Origin of the sequence: Sphingomonas sp. (assembly GCF_042096255.1) — a bacterium.
Taxonomy (GTDB): Bacteria; Pseudomonadota; Alphaproteobacteria; order Sphingomonadales; family Sphingomonadaceae; genus Sphingomonas.
In genome coordinates this window covers 1-14,321 of record NZ_JBELLZ010000025.1, presented here as the reverse complement: position 1 = coordinate 14,321, position 14,321 = coordinate 1, and the positions used below count along the sequence as shown (strand labels likewise).

The 14,321-nt window shown below is 69.3% G+C and carries 14 protein-coding genes; 4 read left to right on the top strand and 10 right to left on the bottom strand.

What is annotated here, in order from left to right:
• Positions 1-2,091, bottom strand: a complete 2,091-nt coding sequence (locus ACFDTH_RS07010; RefSeq protein WP_375286814.1) for a hypothetical protein — start codon at positions 2,089-2,091, stop codon at positions 1-3.
• A 133-nt stretch (positions 2,092-2,224) separates the two neighbouring features.
• Here ACFDTH_RS07010 and gshB point away from each other — a divergent pair, with 133 nt between their 5' ends.
• Both gshB and ACFDTH_RS07000 read left to right on the top strand, forming a co-directional pair.
• On the top strand, positions 2,225-3,196 hold the full coding sequence (gene gshB, locus ACFDTH_RS07005) for a glutathione synthase (protein ID WP_375286813.1): 972 nt from the start codon (positions 2,225-2,227) through the stop codon (positions 3,194-3,196).
• A gap of 35 nt (positions 3,197-3,231) precedes the next feature.
• Positions 3,232-3,837 (top strand): DedA family protein, encoded by a 606-nt coding sequence (locus tag ACFDTH_RS07000; RefSeq protein ID WP_375286812.1) that lies wholly within the window; start codon positions 3,232-3,234, stop codon positions 3,835-3,837.
• A 128-nt stretch (positions 3,838-3,965) separates the two neighbouring features.
• Here ACFDTH_RS07000 and ACFDTH_RS06995 read toward each other — a convergent pair whose 3' ends face one another.
• The 8 genes from ACFDTH_RS06995 to ACFDTH_RS06960 form a co-directional block, all read right to left on the bottom strand.
• On the bottom strand, positions 3,966-4,118 hold the full coding sequence (locus tag ACFDTH_RS06995) for a hypothetical protein (RefSeq protein ID WP_375286811.1): 153 nt from the start codon (positions 4,116-4,118) through the stop codon (positions 3,966-3,968).
• Between the two features lie 151 nt (positions 4,119-4,269).
• Positions 4,270-5,286 (bottom strand): UDP-glucuronic acid decarboxylase family protein, encoded by a 1,017-nt coding sequence (locus ACFDTH_RS06990; protein WP_375286810.1) that lies wholly within the window; start codon positions 5,284-5,286, stop codon positions 4,270-4,272.
• Positions 5,279-6,352: a glycosyltransferase gene (locus ACFDTH_RS06985; RefSeq protein ID WP_375286809.1), complete on the bottom strand. Its 1,074-nt coding sequence runs from the start codon at positions 6,350-6,352 to the stop codon at positions 5,279-5,281. The genes ACFDTH_RS06990 and ACFDTH_RS06985 overlap by 8 nt, the downstream gene beginning before the upstream one ends.
• A complete protein-coding gene (locus tag ACFDTH_RS06980; RefSeq protein WP_375286808.1) occupies positions 6,349-7,428 on the bottom strand; it encodes a glycosyltransferase in 1,080 nt (359 codons plus the stop codon). The genes ACFDTH_RS06985 and ACFDTH_RS06980 overlap by 4 nt, the downstream gene beginning before the upstream one ends.
• The gene (locus ACFDTH_RS06975) at positions 7,425-8,531 is read right to left on the bottom strand and encodes a glycosyltransferase (RefSeq protein WP_375286807.1); all 1,107 of its coding nucleotides are present in this window, start codon (positions 8,529-8,531) and stop codon (positions 7,425-7,427) included. The genes ACFDTH_RS06980 and ACFDTH_RS06975 overlap by 4 nt, the downstream gene beginning before the upstream one ends.
• Positions 8,528-9,619 carry a glycosyltransferase family 4 protein gene (locus tag ACFDTH_RS06970; RefSeq protein WP_375286806.1) on the bottom strand — a complete coding sequence of 364 codons (1,092 nt, stop codon included), beginning with the start codon at positions 9,617-9,619 and terminating at the stop codon, positions 8,528-8,530. Before ACFDTH_RS06970 ends, ACFDTH_RS06975 begins: the two co-directional genes overlap by 4 nt.
• Positions 9,616-10,656 (bottom strand): SDR family NAD(P)-dependent oxidoreductase, encoded by a 1,041-nt coding sequence (locus tag ACFDTH_RS06965; RefSeq protein ID WP_375286805.1) that lies wholly within the window; start codon positions 10,654-10,656, stop codon positions 9,616-9,618. The genes ACFDTH_RS06970 and ACFDTH_RS06965 overlap by 4 nt, the downstream gene beginning before the upstream one ends.
• The gene (locus tag ACFDTH_RS06960; RefSeq protein ID WP_375286804.1) at positions 10,653-11,768 is read right to left on the bottom strand and encodes an NAD-dependent epimerase/dehydratase family protein; all 1,116 of its coding nucleotides are present in this window, start codon (positions 11,766-11,768) and stop codon (positions 10,653-10,655) included. The genes ACFDTH_RS06965 and ACFDTH_RS06960 overlap by 4 nt, the downstream gene beginning before the upstream one ends.
• 108 nt (positions 11,769-11,876) lie before the next feature.
• Here ACFDTH_RS06960 and ACFDTH_RS06955 point away from each other — a divergent pair, with 108 nt between their 5' ends.
• Together ACFDTH_RS06955 and ACFDTH_RS06950 are read left to right on the top strand one after the other, a co-directional pair.
• On the top strand, positions 11,877-12,458 hold the full coding sequence (locus ACFDTH_RS06955; RefSeq protein ID WP_375286803.1) for a histidine phosphatase family protein: 582 nt from the start codon (positions 11,877-11,879) through the stop codon (positions 12,456-12,458).
• A 231-nt stretch (positions 12,459-12,689) separates the two neighbouring features.
• The gene (locus ACFDTH_RS06950; protein ID WP_375286802.1) at positions 12,690-13,607 is read left to right on the top strand and encodes a glycosyl hydrolase; all 918 of its coding nucleotides are present in this window, start codon (positions 12,690-12,692) and stop codon (positions 13,605-13,607) included.
• A gap of 129 nt (positions 13,608-13,736) precedes the next feature.
• Here ACFDTH_RS06950 and ACFDTH_RS06945 read toward each other — a convergent pair whose 3' ends face one another.
• The gene (locus ACFDTH_RS06945; RefSeq protein ID WP_375286801.1) at positions 13,737-14,246 is read right to left on the bottom strand and encodes a DUF1003 domain-containing protein; all 510 of its coding nucleotides are present in this window, start codon (positions 14,244-14,246) and stop codon (positions 13,737-13,739) included.
• Between the last annotated feature and the right edge of the window lie 75 nt (positions 14,247-14,321).

The window sequence follows — 14,321 nt, the reverse complement described above, 5'->3', positions numbered from 1 at the left end:
CTACCCGAACGTCTTCTTGAAGGTGATCGAGGGAAGGAGATGCCGCGTCCGCCAGCGATATTCGCGCAAGTACGGCTCAGGCGTGCGGCGGTCCGGCTGATAGAACAGGCGTTCGCGGGTGCCCGCGGTGCTGGCGATGTTCTCCAGCGTGAAGGTCACGGTGGTCGCGGGCGCGGGCCTCCATTCGACGAACGCCGTCAGATAGGGGAACCCGCCGAAGTTCCGGTCGGTCTCGTTGAGGCGGTAGAAGGTGGAGGGAGTGGAGCCTTCCACGGTGAAGCCCCAGGCGAAATGCGTCAGATCCTGCCGCAGCGTCGCCTCTCCCAGGAAGGCGCTATTGCCCGAGAAGGGGCGGTCGCGGCGCGTGTACGGGTCCTCCACCGAGGTGCCGACATAGGAGCCGTAGAGGATCAGCCGCCCGCCCTTGAAGCCGACGCGCGACAGCGGCGCCTCCACCCGCCCGCGCGCGATCAGGGTGCGGCCGGTGCCGAGGTTGCCGGGCGCGTCAAACCCTTCGGGGGTCGGCACGCGGTCCTGCACCTTCTGCGTGAGCGTGTAGCCGAGCTCGACGCGGGCGAGGCCCTGGCCGAGGATCGGGCGCTCGATCGTGGCGAGCGCTTCCCAGGCGCGCTGGGGCAGGAGGTTGGCGGTGCCGCTGTTGACGCGGTCGCTGGCGAGCTCGGCGCTGCCGATGAAATCCTCGAACTGGAGCTGCGCCACGGTGCGCTGGAGCGAGAGCTGCGCGTGCCAGTCCGCGCCCGGCCGCCAGTCGACGACCAATTTGGGCTTGAGGAATTTGAGCGTGCGCTCCGCCTCGGCATCGCCGGTGACGGTGATGCGCGACATCTCGAAGGTGAGGCTGCCGTCGAGCCGGAGGTTGGGGGAGAGCGCGCGGCCGGCGTTGAGGAACGCCTCGCCGCGGATCTCCTTCACCACCGCCTGGTCGACCGGCAGGTCGATCTGCACCGCGCCGCGGCCGGGGATCAGGTCGAACAGCTGGTTGCGGCTGTCGAGGCGGTTGATCACCCCTTCGACCCCGGCCTCGACGTTCCAGCCGTTCCAGCCGCCGCGGTTCCAGACGAGGCGGGCGAGCGTCTCCTCAAGCGTGTCCTCCAGCCGCTGGGTGAAGCCCTCGCCAGCGGTGCCGATCAGCGACACGTCGCGATTGTCGCGGAAGCGGCGGGTGGCGAGGCCGATCAGCTTCAGGCCGCCGCCGGCGAGCGGGCGGGTGACGTCGCCGCCCAGCTCGACCTGATCGGTGTCGTAGCGCTGGGTGAGATAGTCGTCGCGCGGCGGCGCATCGGGGCGGGTGACGTGGTTGGTCTGGGTCAGCGCGAACCGGTCGCGAAAGGCGCGCAGGTTGAGGTGCGCGGTGCGGTTGGTGCCGCCGTTATATTCCCAGGCGGCAGACAGTGCGGCATTGGGATCGGCGATGCGGTTGAACTTGTCGCGATATTCGGTCTCGACCCTGCCGGGCAGGGTGGTAACCCGATCGAATCCCTCCTCGCTCGTCGACTCATTGTCGATCGTCAGCGCGGCGTTGAAGGTCGAAGGGCCGCGGCGGACCAGTGCGGAGATGCTGCCCTCGGGAAACAGCTTGCCGGTGAAGTCGCGCAAGACGCTGCCCTCCAGCGTGGTGGAGGTGCCCGCATCGGTGGTGAGGACGAGGTTCAGCACCTGCGACTTGCCGGTATATTCCGCCGCGAACAGGTCGCCGGTGCCGACCTCGACGCGCAGCACGCGGCTGGCGGGGATGCGGGCGAGGATGGTTTCCACCGTGTCGCTCTTGGACGAGGGGCGCTGGCCGTTGATCACCACATTGCCCGCCGACTGGCCGAAACCGCGCACGGTCTCGTCGACCTGCTCGATCGAGAAGCCGGGCACCCGCTCGACGATCTGGAGCGCGGTATTGGGGGCGAATTGCTTGAAATACTCGGCGTCATAGGTGCGCCGGCCGGTGACCCGGTCGGGCGCGCCAGCGGGCTGCGGTGGCGGCGGCGTGCCAGGCGCGGGCGTGGTCGGATCGGGCAAGGTCTGCGCCGCCGCAGGTGCCGCCAGCACCAGCATCATTCCCCCGGTCAGCCCCCGCATCGTCCCCTCCAACTACAAACGTAGTCGAAAGGTGCCCTACGCTGCTAATACGCGTGCCGCAAGAGGCTTGATGGCTTGCCCGCCGGCCTGCGTTCCTATCTAGGCGGCACCATCCCGAACGGAGTTGCCCGCCTTGTCCCTTTCCGTCGCCGTCCAGATGGACCCGCTCGCCGCCATCAACATCGCCGGCGATTCCACCTTCGCGCTGATGCTGGCCGGGCAGGCACGCGGGCACCGGCTGTTCCATTATGCGGCGGAGGACTTGAACTGGTCCGACGGACGATTGTGGACGCGCGCGCATCCGGTGACGGTGCAGCGGGTGGCGGGGGATCACTTTGCGTTCGGAGAGCCGGTGTCGCTGGACCTGGGTGCGGAGGCGGACGTGGTGCTGATGCGCCAGGACCCGCCGTTCGACCTCGGCTATATCACCGCCACGCATCTGCTGGAGCGGATCAGCGACAAGACGCTGGTGGTCAACGACCCGGTCAGCGTGCGCAACGCGCCCGAGAAGGTGTTCGTGCTCGATTACGCGCGGTTCATGCCGCCGACCTTGGTCACCCGCTCGCTGGACGAGGCGCGTGCGTTCCTGAAGCAGCATGGCGCGATCGTGGTGAAGCCGCTGCACGGCAACGGCGGCAAAGCGATCTTCCGCATCGGCGAGGGGGGCGAGAACCTGTCCGCGCTGATGGAGGTGTTCAACCAGACTTGGCGCGAGCCGCACATGGTGCAGGCGTTCCTGCCGGACGTGGCCAAGGGCGACAAAAGGATCGTGCTGGTCGACGGCGCGGTGGCAGGCGCGATCAACCGGCTGCCCGGCGCGGGCGAAATCCGGTCGAACCTCGCGGTCGGCGGATCGGCGGAAAAGACCGAGCTGACGCCGCGCGAGCGCGAGATCTGCGCGGCGCTGGGGCCGGAGCTCAAGCGGCGCGGGCTGATCTTCGTCGGCATCGACGTGATCGGCGGCGAGTGGCTGACCGAGATCAACGTCACCTCGCCGACCGGCATCGTCGCGATCGAGACGTTCGACGGGACCGACGTCGCCGGGCTGATCTGGGACGCGATCGAAAGACGGTTGAAGGAGCGGGGGCTGGCGGAACGGGGCTGAACGGTGTGTAGGATGCCCATGATCGAAGACGCCGCATGACCGATTTCATCCTCGAGTGGATGGCCTGGGGCGGCTATTTCGGCATCTTCCTGCTGATGGCGCTGGAGAATGTGGTCCCGCCGATCCCGTCGGAGGTGATCATGGGCCTTGCCGGCATGGCGGTGGCGCGCGGCGACATGGCGTTCTGGCCGCTGGTGCTGTGGGGTACCGCGGGCACCACCGCGGGCAATTACTTCTGGTACTGGCTGGGCCGGCACCTGGGCTATGCCCGCTTCCGGCCGTTCGTGGAGCGCAACGGGCGCTGGCTGACGCTGGAATGGGAGGACGTGGAGGCGCTGGAGCGATTCTTCCACAAGCGCGGCCAGTGGGTGATCTTCGTGTTCCGCTTCCTGCCGACCTTTCGCACGATCATCTCGCTGCCCGCGGGCATGGCGCGGATGGCCTTGTGGCGCTTCTTCCTGTTCACCTTCGCGGGATCGGCGATCTGGAACATCATCCTGGCGGGCGCGGGACTGTTCTTCGGTTCGCGCTATGCGGAGTTGGACCGCTATGTGGGGCCGGTGGCGACCGCGTCGATGGTTGCGATCGCCTTGGGCTATGCGTGGCGCGTGATCACGTGGAAGCCGCGAGGGGAGCGGTAAGACTCCATCCGGTCACGCTAAAGTGCCTCCCCGGCGGACGCCGGGTCCAATAACGGAACGCTCGCACCGGGGCCCCGGCGTTCGCCGGGGTGGTGCCTTATCAGGCACGGGTAATCTCCGACCATTGCTCACGTCAGCGACGACTTCCTCGGGATCGTCTCCTCGTTCGGCTGACCCTTGTCGAGCGCGTCGCTGGGGCGGCGGGCGTCGCCGTCCTGCTGGTGCTCGGTGGAGATGTTGGGGCGATCGGTTTCGGTGGTGGGGCGGATGTCTTTGTTCATCGGGGCTCTCCTCGGCGAATCAACGAGGGGCGGGGAGAGGGCGTTCCGCCAACGCCATCCTACACCCGTTCGTCCTGAGCGAAGTCGAAGGACAAGCGCTATGTCTGACAAGGTGCTTCGACTTCGCTCAGCACGAACGGAGAGAGAGGGACTATCCCCGCGCCGCGACCCGCCGCTCCGCCTTGGACACCACCCCCAGTTCGTCGCCGAACCACGCGCAGGTCGCCGCCAGCCCCTCGCTGAGCGGCACGCGCGGTTCCCAGCCGAGCAGCTCGGCGGCGCGCGCGATGTCCGGCCGGCGGCGGCGGGGGTCGTCCTGGGGAAGGGGCAGGTTGGTGACCGCGGCCACGGTGCCGGTGAGCGCGACAACGTGCGTCAGCAGCTCGTTGACCGTCATTTCGTTGGGATTGCCCAGGTTCACCGGCATGCCGATCGCGGTGTCGCTCTCCATCAGCCGGATCAGCCCGTCGACCATGTCGGTGACGTAGCAGAAGCTGCGCGTCTGGCTGCCGTCGCCATAGACGGTGATGTCGCGGCCGGAGAGCGCCTGGCAGACCAGGTTGGAGACGACGCGCCCGTCGTCGGGGTCCATGCGCGGACCATAGGTGTTGAAGATGCGCGCGACGCGCACGTCGGCGCGGCCGGTGCGCAGGTAATCGAACGCCAGCGTCTCGGCGGCGCGCTTGCCCTCGTCATAACAGGCGCGCGGGCCGGTGCAGCTGACGTTGCCGCGATAGCCCTCGCGCTGCGGATGATGCTCGGGATCGCCATAGACCTCGCTGGTGGAGGTGAGCAGGAAGCGCGCGCCGCCCTGCTCGGCGAGGCGCAGCAGCCGGTTGGTGCCGACCACGCAGGTGAGCATCGTGTGCTCGGGATCGGCCTGGTAGAGCGGCGGCGAGGCGGCGCAGGCGAGATTGTAGATCCGCTTGAACCGGCCGGCGCGCGTCATCACCGTCTCCGGCAGCGGCTCGGTGATGTCGGCGCGGATGAACTCGAAGCGGGGGTGCCCCTCCAGGTCGCGCAGGTTGCTGGGTCGCGCGGTCTGGAGATTGTCCAGGCAGACGACGGTCTCGCCGCGTTCGAGCAGTTCCAGGCACAGGTTGGCGCCGATGAAGCCCGCGCCGCCGGCGACCAGGATCAGCTGGTCCTTGGACTGGGGGTCAAGCATCGACAGGCTCCTCTCTTTGTGCCGTCACGCGTTCGGTGATGTGCCGCTCCAGTTCGGCGGCGCGGTGATCGGCGGTATGGTTCGATAGAATGCGCGCGCGGGCGGCGCGGCCGAGCGCATCGGTGTCGCGCGCCAGCGCGGCGAGCACGTCTTCGGCGGTGTCGGCGAGGACGATCTCGCGATCGGGCGCGAGCAGGTTCCCGAGGCCGTCCCAGCGGTCCGAGACGATCGCGGTGCCGCAGGCCGCCGCCTCGAACAGGCGGACCGACGGCGACCAGCCGGCGGCGATCATGTCCGCGCGGGTGACGTTCAACGTCATGCGCGAGGCGGAGTAGAAGCCGGCATGCTCGGCGGGGGGCAGGTGCTCGATCCGCTCGACGTTCGCGGGCCAGTCGATCGCGCCGGGATATTGCGGGCCGGCGACGACGAAGCGGCGCTCGGGCGCGCGGCGGGCGACCTCGATCAGCAGCTTGTCGAGCGTGGGCTGGCGGTCGTCGGAATAGGTGCCGAGATAGGACAGGTCCCATTTCTTGGGGACGTCCTGCGGCGCATAGGCGGCGGCATCGACCGAGCAATAGAGCTCGCGCGCTGCAGGGGCGCCGAACTCGGTTTCGATCCGGCGCAAAGTCGGGCCGCCGGTGAACGAGAGATAGACATCGTAGCCGGGGACGAGATCGCGGGACAGATAGGCGCAATCGTCCCTGGCCAGCGCGGCGAGGGTGATCGGCGTGTCGATGTCGTAGAAGGCGGTGACACCGCGCGCGGTTTGCTGCGCCCAGCGGCCGACCGCGATCCCGTCGGGAACGTAGGAGCCGACGATCACCGCGTCCGCCGCCGCAACCTCGTCCGCCCAGGCGTCGAGCGCGGGCAGGTCGGGGTAGAGATCCAGCCGGCACCAGTCCGGGTTCGGCAGATCGCGGTGCGCGGCATACCAGGGCACGTCGCGTTCAAGGAACAGCACCTCATGCCCGCGCCGCGCGAAGGACGAGAGCAAAGCGCGAAAGGTGGTGGCGTGGCCGTTGCCCCAGGAGGAGGAGAGCGACAGGCCGAGGACGACGAGCTTCATGCCGGCACCTTGGCCATATCGCGGAGCATGGCATCGACCTGGACGCCGCGGCGATCATAGGTGTGCTCGGCGAGGATGCGCGCGCGTGCCGCCTCGCCGATCGCGCGGGCGCGCTCCTCGGTGAGCGACTGGACGTGCTCGGCGACGTCCTGGCCGTCGCGGGCGACCAGCACTTCGGCATCGGGGGTGAGGAACAGCTCGATCCCCTCCCAGGCGTCGGTGATCAGGCACGCCGCGGCGCCCGCCGCCTCGAACACGCGGGTGGCGGGGGAGAAGCCCACCGCCGCCATCGAATCGCGTGCGACGTTGAGGACGGCGCGGGGGGTGCAATTGAAGGCATTGTGCTCGTGGGTGTAGACATGGCCGCGGACCTGGACGTTTGCGGGCATCGCGCGGTCGGGCCAGCCGTTGCCGCCGATCAGGAAGCGGCGGTCGGCGAGGCGCTCGGCGGGGCGGATGAAGAACTCCTCCACGCGCGCCTCGCGATCGGGCAGGCGATTGCCGAGAAAGGCGAGGTCGCAGGCGAAGCGCGGATCGGGCTCGACCGGATGGTGGGTCGAGGGGTCGAGCGCGTTGTAGACCGGCTCGCAGGCGCGCGCGCCGAAGCCCTTGTACGCGTTCACCACCGGCGGGCCGCCGCCATAGGTGAAGACCATGTCGAGATCGGGGAGGGCGGCGCGGACCGGGTGCGACGGGTCGGCGCGCATTTCGTCCAAAGTGGCGGCGGCGTCGACGTCCCAGAAGATCTTGAGCGATTGCGGGTTGGCCTCGCGGACGATGCCCTCCAGGAGCTCACGATCGTAGACGCCGACGCCATTCGCCTTGACGACCACGTCGGCGTCGCCCGCCTCGGCGAGCACCGAGCGCAGGCCCTCGTCGGTGGCAGGATAGACGACCGAGCGGACCCATTCGGGCGGATCGATGTCGCGATGCTGCTGCCGGTCGAACGCGTCGGGTTCGTAAAAGGTGATCGCGTGGCCGTGGTCGGCGAGCGCCTTGAGGATGCCGCGGTAATAGGTGGCGGCGCCGTTCCAGTAGGAGGACAAGAGGCTGGAGCCGTAGAAGGCGATCTTCACGCAGCATTCCTTTGCTGAAGGTCGGGGCGCACTTCCGCGACGATGGCGAGCAGCTCGTCGACGCGGTGCGCGCAGGTGTGGCGCGCGCGGATGGTTTCCAGGCCGTTGTCTCGAAGGAAAGTCCGCAACGCCTCGTCATATCGCAGTTCGCGAAGATGCCGCATCATCTCGTTACCATCGCGCGCCGTGAGGAAGTCGTGATTGGGGCGGAACAGGTGTTCGGCATCATCCCAGGGCGCGGAGACGAGCGGCAGGCCACAGGCGAGCGCCTCGAACACGCGGATCGTGGGGATGCCGGGGAGGATCGAGGAGTAATAGCGCCGGGGGACGTGGACGGTTGCGAGCGCGCGCGCGAAGATCTCCGGCGCGCGCGCGTTGGGCGCCCAGCCGTGATAGGCGATGCCGTAGCGCTGCAGCGTGGCGAGCGCCTCGGCGGGGTAGCGGACGCCGTAGATGTCGAGCGGCAGCGCCGCCTCGCGCGCGGGGCGGAAGAGGAAATCCTCCAGCTCCTGCGTGCGCTCACCATCGCCCCAATTGCCGATCCAGACGAGTCCGGCGCGTTCGCCCTCCTCGGCGGGCGGGTGGAAGCGGCGAATGTCGGCGGCCTCGTGCCAGGTCCATACGTTGCGCCAGCCCCAGGTGCGATAGACCTCTGAGAGCGTCTCGCCGAAGGCGAGCACGCCGTCATAATGCTGGAGATCGTAGGCCTGCATCTCGTGCGGGGCGGAGACGGCGCGGTGGTGGGTGTCGTGGAAGAGCAGCAGGAAGTTTGCGCGCGCCCTGAGGCGGCCGATCTCGGCGACGATGCGATGGTCGTTCCACTCGTGGACGAGGACGAGGTCGGCGCCCTGGACCAGAGGGGCGAGGTCGCCGGCTGGGTCGTAGGTGGAGGAGGCAAGCTCGGGGTACGCGGTTCGGTAGGCGGAAAGCCCTGCCTCGCCATGGTCGGCGAGCAGGTTCTGGAGACTCCACGCGCCTTCAGGCTCGTACACCGCGACCTCGTGGCCGCGCGCCTGAAGGTCCGAGAGCACGCCGCGCAGGAAATGCGCGTTGCCGTGGTTCCAGCAGGAGGCGAGGCTGTGGGTGAGATAGACGATCCTCATGCCGCCACCTCGTGGGGCACCGCGGCCAAGCGGCGGTAGAGCGCCAGCGTGCCTTCCGCCATCGCCGCCACCGTGTAACGCTGCGCCCGCTCGGCTGCGGCGTCGCCGCGCGCGCGGCGGCGCTCCGGATCGGCGGCGAGCGCCGCGATCGTGTCGGCGAGCGCCGCCTCGTCATGCGGCACGAACAGCGCGGCGCCGTCCCACAACTCGCGGAAGGTGGCGATGTCGGACAGGACCAAAGGACAGCCTGCCGCCGCGGCCTCCAGTACCGACAGGCCGAAGGGCTCGAACCGCGCGGGCGAAACGAAGATCGGGCGCTGCGCCAGCGCGGCGGCCATGTCCGTGGCGGCGAGCGTGCCGAGGTGGTGGAGGTGGGCGAGGGCGATCCGCTCCCCCTGGGGGCCGGCGAGCGCACCGGCGGCGTGGACCGGCACTGCGGTGCGCGGCGCGGCGCGGTCGAGCAGGGCGATGCCCTTGGCGCGGTCCCACAGCCGGCCGGCGGTGAAGGCATGGGACGCGGTGGTGTCGGTCACGGGCGCGGGGAGGTCGCGGCCGTTGTGGATCACGTTCGCGAAGACACCGTAGCGGCGGGCGAGCGCTTGCGTATGGGCGGCACTGGGTGCGGCGACCGCATCGGCGGCGTGGAGCCCTTCGCGGTTGAGGCGGACCAGCCAGCCGAGCACGGGCGGCAGGTCGCTGCCCTCCACCGCGTCCCACCAGGTGCCGGCGCAGCCGTGCGCGACCGTCAGCACCGGCATCGGATAGCGCACGCAGGCGAGCGACGGGCTGTTGAGGTGGACGAGATCGGCGCCGACCGCCACCGCGAGGTCACGGATGGCGGCAGCGGCGTGGCGGATTTCGACTTCATCGCTGGCGAGCCAATCGAGCGGCAGCCCGGTCTCGACCAGCCGGACGTTAGGACCGTCAGCGAGCGCACTCTGGCCGCTCGACGGCGCGGGCCCGAGCACCGCCAGCGTCACCGCCACGCCTTCGGCAACGAGCGCGGCGGACAGGTCGCAGGCGTATTGCCACACGCCGCCCACCGCATCCGCCGTCATCAGCACATGGTGCGGCGCCGCACCCGTCATGCAGCGGCCCGGGCGCGGGCGGGGAGGACGTCGCGCAGTTCCTCGGTCAGCCGGGCGACGCCGTCGCGCCAGCGAACCGTGCGCTGCCAGCCGAGCGTCGCCTCGAGCGTGCGCGTGTCCGCGACGAAATAGCGCTGGTCGCCCTGGCGCCAGTCGGAGCTGGAGATGTCGAGCGGTTCGCCGACCAGCCGCTCGATCTCGGCGAGGACGGTGCGCAGGCTGACCGCATTGTCCGGCCCGCCGCCAAGATTGAAGGCGCGACCGGAGACGCGCTCGATCTTGCGCCACACCGCGAGATAGGCCGCCACCGCGTCGCGCACGTCGAGGATGTCGCGCACCTGCTGGCCATCGCCGTAAAGCGTGATCGGCTGGCCGGAGAGCGCGCGGATCAGGAAATGCGCGACCCAGCCCTGGTCCTCGGTGCCGCGCTGGCGCCGGCCGTAGATGCAGCTCATCCGCATCACCGCGGTGGGCAGATTGTAGCTGCGCGCATAGTCGAGGACGTACTGGTCCGCCGCGCCCTTGGAGCAGCCATAAGGCGTATGGAAGTCGAGCGGCTGCGTCTCGCCGACGCCATGGTCGCGCGGGCCCTTGTCGACCGGGAGATAGCCTTCGGGGGTGGGCGACAGGTCGAGGTCGGCGAGGTCGCCATAGACCTTGTTGGTGGAGGCGAAGATCACCGGCGTCGGCTCGGCATTGCCGCGCGCCGCCTCCAGCAGGTTGACCGCGCCGAGCACGTTGGTCTCGAAGTCGCTGCGCGGATCGTCGAGGCTGGTGGTGACCGCCACCTGCGCCGCCATGTGGAATACGGCGGAGGCCTCGCGGACGGCGCGGGTCAGCTCGGCCATGTCGCGGACGTCGGCGGTGATCGCGCTGACCTTGTCGCCATGCGTCTCGCGCAGCCAGTCGACGTTGCGCTCGACGCCGGGTCGGGCGAGCGAATCATAGACGATGACCTCATGCCCCTCGCGCACCAGCCGGTCGGCGAGGTTGCAGCCAATGAAGCCGGCGCCGCCGGTGACCAGCACGGGCCTCATGCGACCAGCCCCCGCTTCTCCAGCTCCGCCCGCGCGGTATCGACGCGGTCGACCGCCGTCTGCCGGCCGACCCATTCGGCGAGTTCGGCGAGGCCTTCCTCGAAGTCCTGCCGCGCCTCGAAGCCCAGCCGTTCCTTGGCCAGCGTGCCGTCGCAGAAGCAGTGACGGATGTCGCCGGTGCGCGACTTGCCGACGATCTCGGGTGCGATGTCGTTGACCCGCATCGCGCGCGCCAGGCTCTCCGCCACCTCGGTCACCGAGCGGTCGCGGCCCGAGCCGACGTTGAACGTGCCGCCCACCGCCTCGGGCAGTACCAGCGAGTCCGCGAAGGCGCGCGCCACGTCCGAGACGTGGACGAAATCCCGCCGCTGCTCGCCATCCTCGAACACCATCGGCCGCTGCCCGTTGAGCAGGCGCGAGGCGAAGATCGCCAGCACGCCGGTGTACGGGTTGGAGAGCGCCTGGCCGGGGCCGTAGACGTTGAACAGGCGCAGGCACACGCTCTCGATGCCGTAGGGCGCGCCCATGATATGGGTGGTGCGCTCCTGCACGTATTTGTTGAGCGCGTAGATGGAGGCGAGATTGGGCTGCTTCCACTCGGGCGTGGGCATCGGCGCAAGCGGGCGGCCCTGCGTGTCGACCGGCTCCCAATTCTTCTGCCCGTCCCTGAGCGCCTTGCGTTCGGCATCCTGGACGGTGTTGCCGTCGGCGTCGCGATACAGCCCCTCGCCGTAGATCGACATGGAGGAGGCGGTGACGACGCGGCGGACCGGGTGATCGATAAGCTTCTCGAACAGCACCGCGGTGCCGACGTCGTTGGTGGAGGTGTAGCGCTCCACCTCGTACATCGACTGGCCGACGCCCACCTCGGCGGCGAGGTGGACGACGCTGTCGATCCCCTCCAGCGCACGGGCGACCGCATCGGCGTCGCGAATGTCGGCGTGGATCAGCTCGGCCTCACCATCCAGGTCGGCGGGGCGGCCGGCGTCGCCATGGACCTGGGGCAGCAGCGCATCGAGCACGCGCACCCGGTTGCCCCGCTTCAACAGCTCGTCCGTCACTCGGCGGCCGATGAATCCGGCGCCACCGGTGATCAGAACATGCTCGGCCATCCATACCCCCCGAATTTTCGACACAGTGCTTTGACGGCGGGCCCGGACGGGCTATCCACCGTCAAGCTAAACAGCTTCTTCTTCTTCTTGTTCCCTCGGCGTAACGATTTGGCGAAACGCGTCTTTCTGGTCCGGCACGGCAGCCACGGCGATGTCGGCCAGCGGCTTACCGGGCACGGGCCCGAGGGTGGGCTGACGCCGCGTGGTCGGGAGGAGGCCGCCGCCGCGGCGGAGACGCTGGCGACGCGCGGCGTGGCGATGCTGTACGCCAGCCCGCGGCGGCGGACGCAGGAGACCGCGGCGGTGATCGGAGCACGCTGCGGGCTGGCCGTCACCACGGCAGAGGCGCTGGACGAGATCGACTTCGGCGACTGGACCGGGCGGCGCTTCGAGGACCTCGCCGGCGATCCGGCGTGGGACCGGTGGAACAATGCGCGGGCGAGCGCCGCGCCGCCGGGCGGCGAGACGATGGCCGCGGCGGTGGCGCGGGCGGTGGCGTTCGTCGAAGGCATCGCCACGGGCCCGGTCGCCTGCGTCAGCCATTGCGACGTGATCCGCGGGGTGGTGGCGCATTATCTGGGGCTGAGCCTCGACAATTTGCTGCGCTTCGAGGTGGCGCCGGCGTCGGTGACGACGCTGGACCTGTGGCCGGGCGGCGCCACGGTGGTGGAGGTCAACCGGTTGCCCTGAACAGCGCCGCAACGTTCAACCTCCGTTCGCCCTGAGCGAAGTCGAAGGGCATGCGGCATCGTCGCGCTGGTGCTTCGACTTCGCTCAGCACGAACGGAACGCGAGTTGGCGTTCGCATCAACCCGACGGGACGGTGGATTACAGCGCTGGACCTCCAGCCTAACCGCCCATAAAGGCGCAAGCTTCTTACCTTCGGCGCCCCGCGCCACCCCTCTCCAGGAGCTGCCCCGCGTGATCGAGTCCGCGATGATCTGGAACGAGCCCAACAACAAGTCGCACTGGGACCCGGCGCTCGATCCCGACTGGTCGATCTTCGCCGATACGGTGAAGCGCGCAGGCGCGGCGATCCATGCGATGAACCCAAAGGTGAAGCGCGTGCTGGGCGGCATGTCGCCGATCGATGCGCACTGGACCAACCAGATGCGCGCGCATGGCGCGCTCGACGAAGTGGATGTCGTCGCGGTGCACGGCTTCCCGCTCGACTGGAACCTGTGGTCGATCCACGACTGGCCCGCCAAGATCGCCGAGATCGAGGCGGTGGTGCCCGACAAGCCGGTGTGGGTGACCGAGGTGGGCGTGGGCAGCTTCGGCGCGGAGGAGGTGCAGGTGTTCGGCATGCGCCGCACCGCCGAGCTGCTGATCGATCGCGTCGAGCGCGCTTATTGGTATTCGTTGTACGACCTGCCGCAAAGCTGGGGCGCCACCACCCGCCACCGCGAGGCGGAGGGATCGAGCTATTACCGGCACTTCTACATGGGGCTGATCCGCGAGGACGGCACGGCCAAGCCGGCGCTGGAGGATTATGCGCAGGTCGCCGACCGGATGGGGCTGATGCAGTGGTTCCACTACCAGGACCCGCGGCTGGACGATGCGGTGGCTTGGATGAAGCGGCTGGGGACGAAGCGGCTGCGCACCGGGCTCAGCTGGGCGGACAGCTTCCGCCCCAATGCGGTCGACTGGTTCGACCGGCAGATGGAGGCGCTGGCGGATTTCGAGGTGATGGTCACCTTCTGCTTCACCCCCGAGCATCTCGGGCTGGAGCCGCACCACACCAGCCCGGCCAAGGACCCGCAGCAGTTCGCGGATTTCTGCGCGTGGATGATCGACCGCTTCGCGCCGGCGAGCAGCAGCGTCGCGACGGCGGAGTGAGGGCGGGTTTGCGGTCGAGGGCTCACCTTGCTTGACGCCCACCCCGGCGAACGCCGGGATCCAGTCTCGGACCGCTCGCAACTGGGCCCCGGCGTTCGCCGGGGTGGCGATCAAGGCAAGGGCGACCGCTCAATCCTGCTTCTCCGCGTCCAGCGCGTCCAGCACCGCACCCGGTGCGACGTCCTTCTTGATCTCGGCCAGCTCGCCCCGGTTCACCGGCACCTCCAGCCGCTCGGCGATGGCCTCGACCAGCCCGGCAAGGCGGGTCAGCTCGTGCTCGGCGAGCAGGTTGACGTGGAGGTCGAGGTCGGCGCGCCGGTCCGCCTCGCGCGCCATGCGGTTCTGGGTGATCAGCACGAAGGTGGAAAGGAAGATCGCCTCCACCGAGGCTTCCATCGCCAGCACCACGAAGGTCGGGTCGAACGGCCTGATCCCCGGCACGAGTCCGAGGTTCACCGCGAACCAGGCGCCATAGACCACCAGGTGCAGCAGGACGAAGCGCATCGATCCGGCGAAGTCGGACACGCGCATCGCGATCCGGTCTGCCAGCGGCGCGGCAGCGCGCTCGGCGGCGGCGCGTTCGGACAGGCGCGCGATGTTCTCGCGCAGCGTGTCGCTCATTCCGGGCTGGTCGCGCATGCGGCCACCTCTTCCATCGACAAGGAGCAATGGCAATGCGCGCAGCGGTGCTGACCGCCCCCGGCGAAATCCGGG

Coding starts and splice junctions, on each gene's coding strand:
- ACFDTH_RS07000 (WP_375286812.1), top strand. CDS start 3,232: ATGACCGATTTCATCCTCGAGTGGATGGCCTGGGGCGGCTATTTCGGC.
- ACFDTH_RS06945 (WP_375286801.1), bottom strand. CDS start 14,246: ATGCGCGACCAGCCCGGAATGAGCGACACGCTGCGCGAGAACATCGCG.
- ACFDTH_RS06970 (WP_375286806.1), bottom strand. CDS start 9,619: ATGACGGGTGCGGCGCCGCACCATGTGCTGATGACGGCGGATGCGGTG.
- ACFDTH_RS06985 (WP_375286809.1), bottom strand. CDS start 6,352: ATGAAGCTCGTCGTCCTCGGCCTGTCGCTCTCCTCCTCCTGGGGCAAC.
- ACFDTH_RS06960 (WP_375286804.1), bottom strand. CDS start 11,768: ATGGCCGAGCATGTTCTGATCACCGGTGGCGCCGGATTCATCGGCCGC.
- ACFDTH_RS06995 (WP_375286811.1), bottom strand. CDS start 4,118: ATGAACAAAGACATCCGCCCCACCACCGAAACCGATCGCCCCAACATC.
- ACFDTH_RS06965 (WP_375286805.1), bottom strand. CDS start 10,656: ATGAGGCCCGTGCTGGTCACCGGCGGCGCCGGCTTCATTGGCTGCAAC.
- ACFDTH_RS06975 (WP_375286807.1), bottom strand. CDS start 8,531: ATGAGGATCGTCTATCTCACCCACAGCCTCGCCTCCTGCTGGAACCAC.
- ACFDTH_RS07010 (WP_375286814.1), bottom strand. CDS start 2,091: ATGCGGGGGCTGACCGGGGGAATGATGCTGGTGCTGGCGGCACCTGCG.
- ACFDTH_RS06990 (WP_375286810.1), bottom strand. CDS start 5,286: ATGCTTGACCCCCAGTCCAAGGACCAGCTGATCCTGGTCGCCGGCGGC.